This window comes from Terriglobus roseus DSM 18391 (assembly GCF_000265425.1).
Classification (GTDB): Bacteria; Acidobacteriota; Terriglobia; order Terriglobales; family Acidobacteriaceae; genus Terriglobus; species Terriglobus roseus.
Genome location: NC_018014.1, coordinates 1,356,240 through 1,372,140, shown reverse-complemented (window position 1 = coordinate 1,372,140; position 15,901 = coordinate 1,356,240). Strand labels below are relative to the sequence as shown.

The 15,901-nt window shown below is 60.1% G+C and carries 14 protein-coding genes; 4 read left to right on the top strand and 10 right to left on the bottom strand.

The window, feature by feature from the left end; genetic code table 11:
- Positions 1-286 precede the first annotated feature (286 nt).
- Entirely contained in the window at positions 287-1,228 is a 942-nt protein-coding gene (locus tag TERRO_RS05855) for a hypothetical protein (RefSeq protein ID WP_014785073.1), read from the top strand.
- A gap of 296 nt (positions 1,229-1,524) precedes the next feature.
- On the opposite strand, the gene TERRO_RS05850 is transcribed toward TERRO_RS05855, so the two are convergent.
- From TERRO_RS05850 to TERRO_RS05810, 10 genes are all read right to left on the bottom strand, one after another.
- Entirely contained in the window at positions 1,525-2,202 is a 678-nt protein-coding gene (locus tag TERRO_RS05850; RefSeq protein WP_174277923.1) for a hypothetical protein, read from the bottom strand.
- Between the two features lie 11 nt (positions 2,203-2,213).
- Positions 2,214-3,689 (bottom strand): hypothetical protein, encoded by a 1,476-nt coding sequence (locus TERRO_RS05845; RefSeq protein ID WP_014785070.1) that lies wholly within the window; start codon positions 3,687-3,689, stop codon positions 2,214-2,216.
- Positions 3,686-5,476, bottom strand: a complete 1,791-nt coding sequence (locus tag TERRO_RS05840; protein ID WP_014785069.1) for an ATP-binding protein — start codon at positions 5,474-5,476, stop codon at positions 3,686-3,688. The genes TERRO_RS05845 and TERRO_RS05840 overlap by 4 nt, the downstream gene beginning before the upstream one ends.
- 12 nt (positions 5,477-5,488) lie before the next feature.
- Positions 5,489-5,839 carry a winged helix-turn-helix domain-containing protein gene (locus TERRO_RS23600; protein ID WP_245536227.1) on the bottom strand — a complete coding sequence of 117 codons (351 nt, stop codon included), beginning with the start codon at positions 5,837-5,839 and terminating at the stop codon, positions 5,489-5,491.
- The gene (locus TERRO_RS23595) at positions 5,839-6,174 is read right to left on the bottom strand and encodes a response regulator (RefSeq protein ID WP_245536226.1); all 336 of its coding nucleotides are present in this window, start codon (positions 6,172-6,174) and stop codon (positions 5,839-5,841) included. The genes TERRO_RS23600 and TERRO_RS23595 overlap by 1 nt, the downstream gene beginning before the upstream one ends.
- 159 nt (positions 6,175-6,333) lie before the next feature.
- Complete coding sequence (locus TERRO_RS05830; protein ID WP_157178266.1) at positions 6,334-7,719, bottom strand: MFS transporter; 1,386 nt, start codon at positions 7,717-7,719, stop codon at positions 6,334-6,336.
- Positions 7,605-8,603 carry an HPr kinase/phosphorylase gene (locus TERRO_RS05825; protein ID WP_014785067.1) on the bottom strand — a complete coding sequence of 333 codons (999 nt, stop codon included), beginning with the start codon at positions 8,601-8,603 and terminating at the stop codon, positions 7,605-7,607. Before TERRO_RS05825 ends, TERRO_RS05830 begins: the two co-directional genes overlap by 115 nt.
- 14 nt (positions 8,604-8,617) lie before the next feature.
- Positions 8,618-12,067 carry a TonB-dependent receptor gene (locus TERRO_RS05820; protein ID WP_041592471.1) on the bottom strand — a complete coding sequence of 1,150 codons (3,450 nt, stop codon included), beginning with the start codon at positions 12,065-12,067 and terminating at the stop codon, positions 8,618-8,620.
- 287 nt (positions 12,068-12,354) lie between these two features.
- Positions 12,355-12,723, bottom strand: coding sequence for a cupredoxin domain-containing protein (locus tag TERRO_RS05815; protein ID WP_014785065.1), 369 nt, complete (start codon positions 12,721-12,723; stop codon positions 12,355-12,357).
- A 131-nt stretch (positions 12,724-12,854) separates the two neighbouring features.
- A complete protein-coding gene (locus TERRO_RS05810; RefSeq protein WP_014785064.1) occupies positions 12,855-13,184 on the bottom strand; it encodes a Rieske (2Fe-2S) protein in 330 nt (109 codons plus the stop codon).
- A 77-nt stretch (positions 13,185-13,261) separates the two neighbouring features.
- On the opposite strand from TERRO_RS05810, the gene TERRO_RS05805 reads away from it, so the two are divergent.
- The 3 genes from TERRO_RS05805 to TERRO_RS05795 all read left to right on the top strand — a co-directional run bounded on the left by TERRO_RS05805 (position 13,262) and on the right by TERRO_RS05795 (position 15,810).
- A complete protein-coding gene (locus TERRO_RS05805; protein ID WP_245536225.1) occupies positions 13,262-13,399 on the top strand; it encodes a translocated intimin receptor Tir in 138 nt (45 codons plus the stop codon).
- A gap of 104 nt (positions 13,400-13,503) precedes the next feature.
- Positions 13,504-14,715, top strand: a complete 1,212-nt coding sequence (locus TERRO_RS05800; protein WP_014785063.1) for a GRP family sugar transporter — start codon at positions 13,504-13,506, stop codon at positions 14,713-14,715.
- A gap of 84 nt (positions 14,716-14,799) precedes the next feature.
- Entirely contained in the window at positions 14,800-15,810 is a 1,011-nt protein-coding gene (locus tag TERRO_RS05795; RefSeq protein WP_014785062.1) for a LacI family DNA-binding transcriptional regulator, read from the top strand.
- The last annotated feature ends 91 nt before the right edge of the window (positions 15,811-15,901 follow it).

The following is a 15,901-nucleotide window of genomic DNA, read 5'->3' as shown; positions in this document are numbered from 1 at the left end:
CGGGTACATGCTTGTCATGTCGCTGTAAGGCGAATGTCAGCAGATTGTCGGAAGCAGTTGACTTTGTCATTCCCATGACTCCGTGCCTGTCACCCACCACATGACAACCTTCTGACAAGGACAAGACGCAGCAACGACACATCGGCCGCGGAATGCACATAGCGTGTTGTGCATGCGAGACTTCTCTGCAAGCAGTTCTCTTCGCAACAGGTGCCGCCCACGCTGTCGCGCGCTGTTAGCGATCGCTCTTGTCTGCGCGGGTGCAGCACACGCGCAGGACACGCCTTTGATCTCTGGCGGCGCCGGCTTCTTCACCCGCACCAACGGCGGCAACACAACCTACATGCCGATCATTGCGCCGCTGATTGTGGTGCCCATCGGACCGCGGCTTCAGATCGAGTCTCGCGCAGCGATCCTTGAGACGGCGTCGCCGGTTCCAGGCCGCGGCTATGACACATCGCACTTCGCTGCATTTACCTATCTGCAGGCCGAGTACTTTTTCAACCCCCACCTGACGGTCATCGGCGGAGACTTCCTCATACCCTTCAGTACTTACAACGAGCGCCTCTCGCCGATCTGGATCAGTAACTTCCAGAGCGGCCCGTTGATCGCCAATCTCGGTGCGCAGGGCACCGGTTCAGGACTGGGTGGGCAGCTTCGCGGATCGGCGATCTCACGACCGAAGTACTCCATCGACTACGCGGCTTACTTCTCCGCACGCAGCGGTAACGAACAGTTCGGGGCACAGCGATCCTTCGGCGGCAGATCAAGCCTCTACCTGCCGCAGAAGCGCGTAGAGATTGGTCTCTCGTACAACCGTCAGTTACAGGGCACGCGTGAAAACTTCTACGGCGCACACCTGTGGTGGGAGCCGGCCGGCACTGCATTCCGCTTCCGCTCAGAGTTCTCACGCGGCCATCATGCGCAGGGTTACTGGATGGAGTTCGACTATCGCACCACGGCCTTCGGTGGCCTGGAGAGTTGGATTGGACGCTTCGAGCCCGTGCTCCGGATCCAGCAGACCTGGCGGCGTGACACAGTTGTGAGTGACGGACTGCCCTTGGTCAACACCCAACGCGCCGACTTCGGCCTGAACTATAACCTTCCGCACAACACGCGCATCCTTACGGCTTACTCGCGGCAGTTCTCGACGGCTGGCAATCGCAATCTTTGGGAGACAGGGATTGTCTATCGCTTCCTGCTACCGGCATGGAAGGGGAAAAAGTAATGACCAGAATTCGTGCGCACGTGATGTGTCTTCTAATGCTGCCGCTTGGTGCCGTCGCCCAGTCCCCGGCTGCACCACTCCAGGCACGGCCAGCAGCAGTGAAGACATCGACAAGGCAGCGTATCAGTGAAGGCCAGAGAGTCTTCGAGCAGAACTGTTCGCGATGCCATGCGGCGCCAGACGGCTTCTCTCCGCGCATCGCAGGGACCGTCGCAAGACACATGCGCGTCCGCGCCTCGCTAAGCGAACAAGACCATGAGGCGCTGAGAAAATTCCTGCACCCCTAGGGCAACGGCCTAGTACGCAGGCTTCTGATCTTCCGGATAAGGATGGCCGAACTTATTCAAATGCACGGCAGGCAAATCCTGCGGACCAGGCTGAATCTCTCCAAGATCCAACGGACCCGCGTTGACATGGACGCGACGCGTCAGATGATTCAGCGCATCGTCACGGCGCCCTTCCACCCAGATATGCAGTTCGTAGTTCCCTTCCGGCACATCATGCAAACGAAACATGCCATTCCCATCGGCGACGCTGAAGAACGGCGTCGTAAGCGACAAGACGACAGCGCTCATATCTGGATGGATATTGCAGAAAATATACGACACACCCTCGCGAGAGAACACAATCGAGCGAGCCGACCCCGCTTCATACAAACCCAAATCGAATCGCCGCCCATCGAAGAGCGAAAAGACATTGTGAAAGAACGGATCGGCATTCGGGAACACAACCGTGCTGCCCACCGGAACGACCAGCAGATGAGGCGAGAAGCTCTTATCCTTCTGCAGCATGGAGTACCGGGCAATCGGCGCATCCGGCATCGTCGCCTGCAGCGGTTTCAGCCAGATCACCGCAGGAGGCTTACGCTCTTTCCCGTTCCGCGTGGCAGCCAGATGCGCCGTAACGTTCGCCGCGATCGCCGGGGTGCATCCCAGACCGGACAAAAGAAGCGAGTAGAAGATCGTGGTCGCCACGCGAGAGTTGATCAAAAACGGTACCCCGCGCTGACACCGATATTGTCTGCGTGCTGCGGTATACCGTCCAGGTAATCGGACCAAAGGCGACGATATTCAACCGAGAAGAGCAGGTACGCGCTAGGACTGAAGATGACATTGCCGAACGCGGAGCGATTCTTCGTCAAGCCGCTGTACGCGGTGCTGGGTGTCGCACGGACAAGACGAATGTCCGAGCCAAACGGGTTGTCGATACCGAAGCCGCCGTTGAACTGGAGCCGCTCGGAAGGTTTCACCTTTAGCTGAGCCCACCCGCCAGCAGCCCGCAAAGCATACGCTCTCTCGGCCGTCTGCGGATCAAGATAGAAGTAGTCGACATAACCACCGCCGCCCAGTCCGCCAAGAGCAGCGCCGCGGTAGACGTTCGAGGTAATCTCAACATGCTTCCCGATGGGCAGTCGCGCATCCGCGGTGATCGCCCAGGCATCGAAGCGGCGTCCGGTCCCCGTACGATGCGGACTGAAGTATCCACCAACACCAAACTCCGGACCCTTGAAGCGATCGCCGGCGGCGAACGCAATGCGCTCCTCGATACCGGGCCACCGCCCCTTCTCGGACCGCGTCGAAGTCGCCGTCGACGTCGTATTCGGAAGCAACGGGTCCTGCGGATCGATCAACGCAGCCTGCAGCCGCAGACGCTTGGATCCCGTCAGCGCCAACTCATGCGTCAGACCGATCTGCGGATTCCACGTCCATAAGTCACCACTCCATGAGAAGACAGGCTGCGCCGTCGCAACCAGTGAAGTCGGCATGTTCGGCGCCAGCAGACTGCGATCCAGTGCGACAAACGCCTCCGTGTTCTTCCAGCGCAGAGACCCGTGTGCCGTTCTTAGACGAAGGATTCCGGTCGATCCATAGGTGGCCTGCGAACCGTTGCCGAAGAAGTCCACATGAACATCAGCATGGCTGGTTGCACCGAACAGATGCGGCCCATTTGCCTCCAGCCCCAAAATGGTTTGCCGGACGGAAAAGCCCGTCGTGCCACTGCCGGGAAGCGCATACGTGGGATCGACCGTATCATCCACACGGCGCGTATTCACAAAGGCGTTGAAGAGGATCAAACCGCTCAGCTTCACCGGGTACTTTGACTCCGTTTCGACCTTGGCCTGATCGTGCGTGGCGATCTGCGCCTCCTGGATCGCCTGTCGCTCTCGAATCTCATCCATCGCGTTCTGCGTCGAAGCAGTCGTCGCAGCGAGCGGAGCCGGCGCAGGAGCGACGGTAGCAGGCTGTAGCTGCGACTGCAGATCGCCAAGCTGCTTTTGCAGCTCCTGCAGCTGCGCCTGGTAGGCCTGCATCTGGGCTTGTGCCTGTGCAACCGCCGCGCTCAGCCGCTGCAGCTTCTGTTGCGGAGTCTCCCCACCGGCATCCTGCGCAGACGACGTGACGCGGCAGCCGCCCATGGCGATATACAAGGCGAGCGTTGCGAGTCTGCGCGGTATCTTCATTGCGAAACCATGGTGGAGGAATCCGGCAGCTTCGAAGCCATGCCGGCGTTATGCCGCTCGATTGTAATGCGGAAGACCGTCTCTCCAGCCCGGCTGCTGATCAATTCCACGGAGCCACCATGCTCGTGCGCTACGCTGCTCGCCAGTGTAAGCCCCAGCCCCGTGCCCTTCTGCTTTCCTTTACTGACAAACGGATCGAAGAGCGAGTGACGGATCGCATCAGGAACACCAGGGCCTGAGTCGGAAACCGTCACCGAGATCGAAGACAGTTCCCCGGAAAGGGCGACCGTCACCTGCGGAGAGGCGTCCCCCTCCGCAGCCGCCTGGCACGCGTTCAGTAACAGGTTGTAGATCGCACGTTCCATCTGTCGGGCATCGATCTCTCCGGTGGCGTCGCCTTCGTATTCCTCCACATGGACGTTCACAGTCTCACCATCCGGGTGCGCGCGGACTAACGCCACCGCCCGGTGCACGACGGACTGCATCGACGTATCGGCCCGGCGCACCGCCGTCCCCGTACTGCCAAACAGCAACAACGAATCGAGCATATCGGTCGTGCCATCCACGGCAAGCCGGATCTCCTCAAACAGCTCCGCTCTCTCCTCCGTCGTCAGGGACGAAGAAGCAAGGAACTCGGAGTTGGCATAGATCGCTGCAAGGTAATGCCGCAGATCGTGCGACACCGAACTGGCCATGCGCCCAATGGTCGCCAACCGTTCCGACTCCAGCAGCGCGTGGTTCTTCTTCTCGATGTCGTACCGCATCTCCGCCAGCACGTGGCTCAGGTAACGCAGCTCCTGCGGTCCGCCCTCAGGCAACTGGTAGCGTCGGTCGCCACCGGCAAAGGCCCGTACCGCAGCAGCCAATCGCTCCAGCGGCGACGTTACCGTCCGGGCCAGCAGAATCATCAGCGCAGATCCGCCAAGGACCGCCAGCAGACTCACCAGCAGCACGATGCGGCGTATCTCCCGTTCGACTTCTTCGGCTTCGTCAAACGACTTCAGCACAATCAGCCGCAGCGGCATGCCCGCTCCGTCGGGCAGATCGCGCGTCGCACCCAGATACCGTCTGCCGCCAATGAGAACAACGCCATCCGAGGACCGGGATGGGAAGGCCGCGCTCCAATCCTGTGTCAACAACCGATCTTCCGGCAGCGTGCTGGCGGCAACGTGGTCATCGGCCAGAAAGAGCGCCTCTGCCCCGGCGCCGCGGCCCACCTCCTGCATCAAACGCCGGTCAACGAGATAGCCGTCGATCACATAGGCCAACAGCGTGCCGCTCTCCGGCGAGCCGAAGTAGACCGGCTCGACCGAATACTCAAAGAGCTTTCCGCTCGCCACCAGGTAACGCTTCCCAGGATGCGTCATGATCGATCCCAGTTCGCGACGCAACTGTTCCTGATTCTGAATGCCCTGGGCCTCTGCCGCGACGATCGTCCCATCGGGATTTACCAGGGCAAAAAGGTCGTTGCCGCTCAGGCTCCGGAAGTCCTTCGCACCCTCCTGCACCGTCCGCGCATCGTGTGTCGTCATCAGCGCACGCAACGTGGGCAGGGCCGCCAGCAGGCGGTTTTCCCGCTCCAGCGAGGCACGACGACGCAGTTGCAAATCCTGAAACGTCTGCAGTGAATTCTGAAGGTCGTCATGAAGCTGCGCCGCGGCACGCTGCCGCAGACTGCGGCCGATGACTACCAGGCTGCACGCCATGGTCACCAGGATGATCAGCGCAACCGACACCTGCAACAGAACACGTGTGCGGATTCCATTGCCAGGGCTTGGATCGGTCAAAGCATCATCACTTTACGGAACAAACTTGTAGCCAGCGCCATGCACCGTCCGCAGATACCGGGGTTCGGCGGCATGCGGCTCCAGCTTCTGTCGCAACTTCAGGATCTGATTGTCCACCGTTCGGGTTGTCGGATAGGAGTTGTAGCCCCACACCTCATTCAGCAGTTCCTCACGGCTAAGAACCCGCTCCGCATGATCGACGAAATAACGCAACAACTTGAACTCATGCGCGGTCAGCATCACCGGTTCACCGGCTCGGCTGGCACTCATCTTTGAGAAGTTGATCTCGCACTCGCCAAAGCTGTAGCTGGTGACCGCTGGCGCCTTGTGGTTTCGCCGAATCGCGGCCTGTACGCGTGCCATCAGCTCCCTCGGGCTGAAGGCTTCGTCACATAGTCGTCGGCCCCAAGCTCCAGCAGCAGTACCTTGTCCGCAACATCGCTGATCGCGCTGACGATGATGACGGGCAGGTCGCTCCGCTCAGACTTGATCGTCCGGCAGAGGTCCCGGCCGAAGATACCGGGCAGCATCAGGTCGAGGACGACGGCCGCAGGACGCGAGGCGCGGAACGCGTCCAACCCTGCCTGTCCATCACCGCAGATCGTAACGCCGTAGCCCTGCTCGGTGAAAAGGCGGTACAGGATCTTCTGCATGCGCACGTCGTCCTCAATGACAAGGATCTGGGCGCGTGCCGCCATGGGGAGGATTCCCAAGCCCAGATCAGAAGCCGTTCTCTCAGACGTGTACATTTGCATCCCATTCTCCTCCTAAAACCGCCTTCGGCGACAGGAAAACGAAGGACCATGACAAGGGAATGACATTTCCAGAAGTACAGGAAACGATCCTGCTCTACAGACTCATGCGACTCCCTCGGCCTGCGAAGCGCGAAGCCGCAGCATGACGCTCCCTGCCAGCGTTGCCGCGCATGCCAGTATGAAAAACATCAACGGATAACCCAGACTGGCGAAGCCTGCTCCCGCCAGCATCGTCGCAACGGTCGTCACCAGCGCATTGCAAAACATGGCCAGCGCCGCCACCGCTCCCCGGTCCTCTTCCGGCGTCCCACTCATCAGCAGGTTGTACAGGCCGGGTGAGCTCATCCACTGCGCCGCGGAGATGCCAAGGAAGAGTAGCGTCGCCGCATCCGCCTGCCGCACGGACGCCAACAGTGTAAGCAGCACCGCAACCGCAACCTGTGTTGCAGCGACTCCCTTACGCAAGCCAACCGCACGGAATAGCGGAGCGGTCATCAGACCCGCGATCAGCTGCACGATCTGCGACGCCGCAAAGACGATCGCAATCCGAGCCAGCGGGAGATGCAGGCCCCGTGCAAGGTAGACGCTGCCGAAGGACGTGAAGGCCGCAATCACCGCAGACCACAACGCCATGAGCGGGATCAGTCTGCGAATCAGGACATTCCGCCGGAAGCTTCGCCACCAACCCGACATGCCGCCATCCGCGCTACGGTTGGCAGCCGCCGGCACTCGCAGAGCGAAGGCAAGACCGGCGAACGCAAGCACGCTAGCTGCAATCAGGATGCCGCGCTTGATCTCCGCCGGCTGCTGCGCCATGCCCATCGCATGCAGAAGCCGTGGCAGATAGCCGCAAAGCATACTGCCCAGCGCACCGGTACCGATGCTCACCGAAAAGATGAGACTGAACGCCGAGGCGCGGTTACCCTCCGTCGTCAGCCCTGACACCACGGGCAGGAAGCAGATGCCCCACAGGCACATCGCAAGGCCACCCAGGAACGCAAGTGCCAACTGTGCGGGCAACTGCATCCACAGTACTCTGAGGACGCCGGCGATCGGTGCGGCAACAAAGCAGGTAAGCATCACCGGCCGCACGCCAAACCGACGCGCTAAAAGTCCCGCGGGCAGCGTGCCACATACTGAGCCAAAGGTGACGGCGCCGTTAATCAGTCCAATCGCTCGCTCGCCCATGCCCAGGTCAACCAGATACAGATTGAAGAGGAAAAAGTAGACCGCAAAGCCCGCATCGAAGAAGAACGCAGCCCAGAAGAACGTCCAGAAGCCACTCCCAAGCTGTTGCGAACGAAACCATCTCGCAGGACTCCTCCAGAACGACACCTGCTCCAGGACTTCGTCCACACTCAGGACCGCCTCCATCAGCGACCGTCCTGCGCGTACTGCTTCAGCCGCTGCGTCGCCCACTCCAGATCCGTGTAATGCAGCTCCAACACCGGCGCGTCCAGCAGTCGTTCCACCGTGCTGTACTGCCACGCAAGCTGCTCCGTCGTTCCGAACAGAAGCTGCCGCATGAACTCGCGAGCCACCTCGCGACGATACGGCAGCAACGCCTGCTGCCCTGTGCGGCGATTTAGAAAGATGATCGCCGCCACCTGCGTCTCTTCCAGCGCCACGATACCCTCACTCGTCTCGATCTCAACCGATGGCTTCCCTGCGGCACGGGGCGTCATCGGCAGGTCGCGGATCTCCGGAAAGAACTCCGCGCTCTCAGGTCGCAGTCGTACCTTCTGGCTATTGCCCGTAACAATCTGGTCGTTCCCGCTATAGAGGAGATAAGCAGCGTCATCCGTGACGTAACCAAACCCCGCCCGCGCACAGGCGTAGGAGAGTGTCGACTTGCCTGCACCGCTGTCCCCACATAAGAGCAGCCCGCGTCCATTCCACTCAACGCAACCGGCATGGATCGGTGGTGCGTACCGCGTAACGATATGGCACGCTGCGGCCGACTCAAGGAAGAAGTAACTTGCATACAGAGGATGACGCAGCGCTGCACGCGACAGCACGATCTTTGTCTCCGCCCGCGCCAGGTCAAAGATGCTGTAGTTGCGTTCGTCGGCAATCGATGTCATCAAGGGCAGCAGCATACGAAAGTGCGGTGCAGGAGGGCACTCTGCGGCATCCTCCTCAATTACATGGACGTCAATGTTGATTGGCGTGGCATCATACCGTGGCCGAAAGCTGTCCCAGCTCGCAGCGTAGAGCTGCAATACCTCCGAAGCATTCGTCCTGAGATTTACCGGAAATCCAAGTGGGTAAAAGCATCCGCTCATCGTCAACTGCGGCGATTCAAGAGGGTGCCGGCGGAAATCAAATTTGTGCTCTGCGGTGCAGAAGGCCTCGATCTCTTGAATGGTCATGCGTCACCTCGACGTCAGAACGAATAGCGCGCCGCTAACTGCACCACGCGGGAGTTTCCGTTGGTGGAAAGAATTCGCCCGAAGCTGGCGCTCGGTTTGTATTGCGAGATCGAACCCGCTGGATCGCCCGTGAAGTTCAACGTCGTTCCCGGGTTGTTGAACTGGGTTGTGTTCGTCAGGTTCAGGAACTCAGCGCGTATCCGGAACGCGTTTCCCTCCCGTATCGGAAAGGCACGCTCGACCGTCAGATCGAAGTTCCGTTGCCCCGGTCCTCGAACAATACCGACACCGCTGTTTCCGAAATCCTGATCGGCCGGACTGGACGCAAACGGAGCCTGTGGCGCACGCGTGAACGCCGCCCCGTCCAGGTAGCGCCCGATCACGCGGTCAAAGTCCGAACCCGGCGTACTCACACGTCCACCCGACCGTTGCGCGCGATTCAGGAAGTTTCCGTACACCGACGCAGCGTTTCCGTCCGTTATGGTCATAGGCGTTCCAGACTGCGCCACGGCCACACCGGAGACCATCCAGTCCGCCAGGAACGCCCGGGCCAACAGGGGCAACGTCCGAAAGCGAGGCCCCTGCCACGTAAAGTTCAGGACTGCGCGATGCGTCCGATCAAAGTCTGTGGTGCCATAGGCCTGGCGCGGATTCGTCTGGTCATTCGTGACCAGCCACACCTCGTAACCGATGCCGCCGCCAGATCCGCTCGTCTCATCCAGGCTCTTCGAATAGGTGTAGCTCCCCTGTAGTTGAAAGCCATGCGACATGCGGTGCGTGATACTGGCCTGCAGACTATTGAAGTTCGCCTGGAAGATGGACATCGTGAAGAGCGAACCGGGACTCACACCCTGAATCGGCAATCGCTCGATCAGGTTGTTGGTTGAGTTTGTCGTCTCGCCATTCACAGGGCGAGTGGGCGAGGCCAGCAACGCCTGATCAAACTCAATCGATCCAGGCCGATGGATGGAACGGCTGCCAACATACCCGATCTGGAGCAGATCATTGTGCGATAGCTCCGTCTGCACGTTCAGGTTGAACTCCTGCGTGTACGCATCCTTCAGCTCGGGTGAGATTCCCTGGAGGAATGGAAATCCAAACGGCACTCGCGGAACGAAGATCGGATAGTTGTCAGCGGCCGGCAGCTGCGGACTGAACGGGTTTTGCAGGGTCGCCCCACCGTTGGGCGAGCCGGACAAAAACTGCTGAACAGAGAACGGCGCCTGACCGATCTGACCCTCGATGTAACCACCGGAGTGCTGGTCAAAATAAATGCCATAACCGCCCCGGATCACAACCGCTGGCTGCCCGGAAACCTGCCAGGCGAAACCGAATCGAGGCGACACATCTCCGAAACGACTGGTCCATAGACTGAGACGATTCAAACGCGTCACACCAGCGGGAATATCGCCGCTGAAATTGGACGGAACAACAAAGCCGGAGAGTGAACCGCCCGCAGAAACGTCCCCCGTTGCGAGCGTCGGATCGAAGTTGGGAAGACGTCCATTCTTCTCATAAGGCGCGCCAAAGATCTCATACCGCACGCCAACATTCAAACTCAGCCGCGGCAGCAACCGGATATCGTCCTGCACAAATGCCGCAAAATCGTTGTAAACGCCATCTTTGCGTGCAATACCCGAAGCGCCGTAGGAAGTCGTCACATTACTGACACCGCTGCTGCTACCGTTCTGAGCCGCGCTCTGCCCCACCAGAAAGTCCGCAAAAGTAGCGATATCCGTCAACCCAGTCTGCGAAAACGGCGCATCGATATCGACCTGATGATGCTTCACCTCTGCGCCAAAACGAAGACTGTTCCTGCGACGCAACCAAGACAGTGTGTCCTGGTAGATGAAGGAATTCGTCACCTGCCATTGCGATGGCGTGCCCGCATCCCCGATGGTGAACAGTCCATCGATCGACATGCCAGGAGCACCCGTCGCTTGACCAACCAGTCCAGTGGGACTGCTCTGACCAATGGCAGAGGCGAGCAACGGATGCTGCACACGCGCCGTTCCGTCAAACCGCATATAAGCGGCGCGCGCTACATTCACCAGGTTCGCACTGAAGACGTGGGTATCGGCAAGAAGGAAGATCGTGTTCCGATCCAGTTGCTCTGTGCCCCAGCCGGGAACGTTTGCCGCATTCTGCGAGAAAGGCAATGTGAAGGGCGAGCGTGAATAAAAGAACCGTCCTGACAGTGTGTTCTTCGGACTCAGGGCATGATCGAGATGAATCGAAAACTGATCTTCACTGTAGCGAGCGGGCGGCGCAAACGTAGACTGCCCCACGGGCAGTTCCGATGGATCTGTTCCCGCCAATACTGTTTGCGGACTCGGAATCGCAAAGTCTCCCCCAGGCAGCTTCGCATTCAGGATGGCTAGCGCGACCGGATTGATGTTGGACCCATCGCACGCCACCTGCGTACCGCCCGCATGAGTCAGATAACCCGAAAGCGGCGCACCCTGCCCATCCGTGTGCTCATCCGGGCAGAACTGTGCGCCAAGCTTGCGGGCGGAACGATCGGACGTTAGCAAAGGAAGCGTGGCCGTGCGTTTCGCGCCAAGACCATTGCTGGACCGCAGGCCCTGATATGCCAGGAAGAAGAAGGTGCGGTCGTGCCGAATGGGACCGCCCAGCGTTCCGCCAAACAGGTTCTGCTTCAGTACCGGCCTGCGTTGCCCCTGCTGCTTGAGAAAGAAATCATTCGCATCGAAGAGATCGTTTCGCAGGAACTCCCACACGGTTCCGTGAAAATGATTGCTCCCGGTCTTACTTACAACATCCACATTGGCGCCGGAGCCGCGTCCATAGGCGGCATCGAAATTCGCAGTCTGCACTTTGAACTGATCGATAGCATCGGGTGCAGGAATCGCGACACCAACCTCTTGACCGATGTTAGTCATAGAGTTCTGCGCGAGGTTGTTCGCATCCACACCGTTGAATTGCACGTTGTTCGCGGTCGTCTTCGCGCCGTTCGAGGAGACATTCTGCGTGCCGGCACCAATGGCCGCAGCACTCGGCACCTCCGTAATGACACCAGGGGACAGCCCCAGAATCTGCGTGAAATTACGGTTCCGCAGCGGCAAAGCGAGCACCGCCGTCTGATCGACAAGCCCCCCCAACGTCGCCGACTCGAAGCTGGCGAGAGACGCATCCGCATTCACCTGCACGCGCGTGTCGGCCTTGGCCGTCGATAGCGTGACGTTGATCGAACTCACGCCGCCGGTATCCACCGCAACCAAAGGCAGACCAACAGAAGCAAAACCTGGAGAAGAGACTGTAATCGTATAGCGGCCTGGGGATAGCAGTGACAGCCGGTAGATCCCACTGTCATCTGTCACACCGCGCCGCTCTTGATGCGTCGCATCATGGATGGCAACCACCTCCGCATGAACGACCACTCTGCCCGACGGATCAAGGACAGCACCGGTGATGGCGCCGGTCCCTGGGGTCTGCGCGTGCATCGCCCTCGATACTGTCGCACCCGGCAAGGCGACGACGACCGTGGAGACACACCGTAAGGTCAAACAGGCGCGAGCATTTCGTCTCACTTGGACTAACTCCATCCGATCGGCTCTGATGTCCCCGAGTATGGGGGAATGTCCTAAGGAGCTTGTTATCGCTTTGTCACTGCTTTGCACCGAATTCCACCGATTCCAGAACGGGACGCGATTGTGTCGCGCGCAAAAAAACACCGCCCTGAAAGAGGGCGGTGCTGGCCGCGGACGGACGCCAGACAAAACAGAATCGGCTACGGAACCACATGGATCGTAAGCGTCATGCCACCATGGCCCGTCCCGCAAAAGACGGCGCAATGACCAACGAAATCGCCGGTCTTGTCAGGGGTGAACTTCACTTCGGCGCCAGTGCCTTTCGCAATGACCGCATCCAGGTTCAAATCTTCGAAGTGCATGCCGTGCGTCGCATCGTCGCTTTTAAAGACAAGCACAACCGGTTCATTCACCTTGAGCGTCAGCTCATTCGGCGTGAACTCGTACCGTTTCGCAGTGATCGGGACGGTCTGCGGATTGTCACTACCGCGCAAGCGCAGATTCAAGGCAGGACTGCCGCTTACAAGCAACACCATGCATCCCGCAGCAACGAGAGATCTTGCCTGCATCGCTCTCTCCTGAGACCCGTCGACCCATTACGAAGAAGACGATAGCAAGCGCGTGCGTGGCAATTGTCCCGCTGCCGTAAGGGCTTTGTCGCGATTCCGTCATGCGTCACGGATCTCAAGCGAATGTGATTTCAGCCGGCGCTGCCTGGGAGCTGGATGAAGACTTCGTCGCCGTACTGCCTCACTTCGTAGCGGGGCAGGTCCGGATCGGCGGCGTTGTCAGACTTTCCCGTCGTCACATCCCAGCTCCACGCATGGTACGGGCAGACCACGCGACAACCGTCCATATGGCCGGCCGACAGGGGTGCGTGCTGGTGTGGGCAGCGGTTGTCAAAGGCAAGGAGCTTCCCCGCGCCCTCCTGCGACGGGGTGATACAGATCTCGAAGTCTTTCCCGCCTCGAAAGGACTTCAATTCGCCGGCTGCCGGCAGGTCTTTTGCGTCACAAAGCTTTACGATCAACTCAGGTCCTCAGGCGCTTGGATGCAGGCGCCGTACACTTCAGCTTGACAAGCCTTTCCACCAAAGCCTAGTTTGGCGTGAAAGTAAGCGGTAACGTAGGGGAGCAGCGATTGGGTAAGAACAACATGGCAAAGGCGATCCTGACGGACGCACAGTTCTGGATCCCCGTCGTAGTACTCGGTCTCGGTATTGCGTTGCTCATCGCGCTTCACTAATCTTCTCAGTCGAACGGGCAAAGACGCTGGCGACCAAGTCTTCATCTTCGAAATCAAATTCTTCTCTGCATGGTCTCGGCGTTCTCTGCGGCCTGACGGCAGGTGTGTGGCTTGGTGCGGCGGAAGCGCCGACCAAGCTGGTGACTGCGGGCTTCTCGCCCTTTGCAATCTCGCTTTGCATGGTTGCGGGTGTCTTCACCGCACGTTGGACCTTCCCGACGCTGCTGAAGGGCACCAGCTACGTCTTCCGTGACCTGATGGCGCGGAAGCATCTGCTGGTGTGGGCGCTGCTTGCCGGCGCGCTGTGGGCCGTCGCCAACACGCTGACGGTCTTCGCGATTCGTGACGTCGGTCTCGCCGTCGCCTTTCCCATGTGGAACACCAATTCACTCATCGGGCTCCTGTGGGGACGCCTGCTCTTCCGTGAGCTGCAAGGTGCTGACGGCAAGACCATCACCAAGGTCGTCGTTGGTGGCGCCTGCATCGTGGTTGCGGCCATCATGCTCGGCTTCAGCACTCTCCACGGCGGCGTGACGGCCACCGGCCACAACGCGCTCGGCGGAGTGCTCGCCGCGATTGGCGCCAGCTTCATGTGGGGCACCATGTACGTGCCCTACCGCAAGGCGTACCTCAGCGGCATGAACCCGCTCTCGTTCGTCACCGCGTTCACGGTGGGCGAACTGCTCACCGTCTTCACGCTCACCTGGACGCTGGATGGCGGCAGGAACTCCTCTGCCTTCCAACTGGCACACAGCAGTTCCATGGTCTTCTGGCTCTTCCTGGGTGGCTTCGTCTGGGTTATCGGCGATCTCTTCCAGCAGTTTGCGACGAAGTATGTCGGCATCGGCCGCGGCATCCCGCTCTCAAACACCAACCAGCTCTGGGGCCTGGCGTGGGGCGCACTCGTCTTCGGGGAACTCGCGCACGCTGACATGCAGCACAAGCTGCTGGTAGCCGGCGGCTCCGTGATCATGATCATCGGCGCCCTCTTCATCAGCACCGCAAAGGCTTCGGTCAATGAGCATTCCTCGCGCAACCGCGCGCTGGAACAGGAGTGTGCCCGGTACGGCCTGGACTACCGCGAGACCCTGCTGGCACAGAGCGGTGATGAGTTCGGCGATCGTTCGGAACGCAAACGCTGGTGGGATTACGCCATCGTCATCGTCGCCACGGGCTTCTTCGTCTTCCTTGGATCACGCGCTGTCCTTCCGCCCTTCGCCATGAACTACCGCTGGATTGCGATCCTGGTGACTATCCTGATTGGCAGCCTGGCCTATTGCGGATATCGGCTGCAGCGCCAGACACGCTTTTCGTAACTCAAGCACGCTTCACGTAATGACGTTCAAATCGCGCGCGCCGGGCGCTAGACTGGAGCCACAGCACTCGTTCCAGGAGAGCACTTGGCCGTCCGGCTTAAAGATATTGCGCGCGATCTGAACGTCTCCACCGTCACGGTGTCCAAGGTGCTGCGCGGCAACACCGATATCAGCGAGAAGACGCGCGCGCGCGTTCTGAAGCGGATGGCTGAGCTGAAGTACCAGCCCAACATGCTGGCGCGCGGCCTTGCCAGCGGCAAGACCTTTACGGTGGGCCTGGTTGTGCCGGATCTGGTTCACCCGTTCTTCGCGGAGTTTGCCAAGTCCCTCTCCGCCGTCCTCCGCGCCAGCCAGCGCGCGCTACTGATCGCATCGTCGGAGGAGAGACCGGAGATCGAGCAACAGGAGATCCGCACGCTGCTCAGCCGTGGCGTTGATGTGCTGCTGATCGCCTCCTGCCAGCCCAAACTCAGGAGTTTTTATGAACTGGGCGATGAACGGACGCCCTACCTGCTGGTGGACCGCAACTTCCCTTACCTGGCAGCGCACTTCGTGGGATCGAACGACTACAAGGCCGGCTGCATTGCCACCCAGCACCTCGTCGACATCGGCAAACACCGCATCGCTCACATCGGCGGCAGCGACATGAGCCCATCCTTAGAGCGCATGCGCGGCTACCGCGACACCCTGGCCAGCAACGGCATGCCCGTCGACGAAGAGATCGTCCTGACGCTGGAACGCTTTGAAGAGACCGGTGACAGCCAGGGCCATACGGCCATGCAGCAGCTCCTGAACGCCCAGCCCAGGCCGGACGCCGTCTTCTGCTACAACGACCTCACCGCCATTGGCGCCATGGAAGCCGCGCGGGAGGCTGGCCTGCGCATCCCGCAGGACATTGCATTTGTCGGCTGCGGCAACATGCGGTACGCCACCTACCTGAAGACCCCGCTCAGCTCCATCGACCACGACACCGAGCAACTCGGCGCAATAGCCGGCGAACTCGCCGTTCGGCTGGCGGAAGACCCCGAACTGGAGGCGAGCAGCATCCTGCTGGAACCTCGGCTCGTGCAGCGGGAATCCACCGTTTCCCCCTAGCCGTCGGCCCCGAAAATCTTTCTGCAAAGCCCCTTGCGCATGGTCCTGCGGCGTGCGTATAGTTACCGCTAACTAAGCCCTCGGAGGGTAC

Excerpts from the sequence above, each read along its gene's own strand:
- TERRO_RS05815 (WP_014785065.1), bottom strand. The coding sequence starts at position 12,723 with ATGCAGGCAAGATCTCTCGTTGCTGCGGGATGCATGGTGTTGCTTGTA.
- TERRO_RS05820 (WP_041592471.1), bottom strand. The coding sequence starts at position 12,067 with ATGCACGCGCAGACCCCAGGGACCGGCGCCATCACCGGTGCTGTCCTT.
- TERRO_RS23600 (WP_245536227.1), bottom strand. The coding sequence starts at position 5,839 with ATGGCACGCGTACAGGCCGCGATTCGGCGAAACCACAAGGCGCCAGCG.
- TERRO_RS05845 (WP_014785070.1), bottom strand. The coding sequence starts at position 3,689 with ATGAAGATACCGCGCAGACTCGCAACGCTCGCCTTGTATATCGCCATG.
- TERRO_RS05825 (WP_014785067.1), bottom strand. The coding sequence starts at position 8,603 with ATGACCATTCAAGAGATCGAGGCCTTCTGCACCGCAGAGCACAAATTT.
- TERRO_RS23595 (WP_245536226.1), bottom strand. The coding sequence starts at position 6,174 with ATGGCGGCACGCGCCCAGATCCTTGTCATTGAGGACGACGTGCGCATG.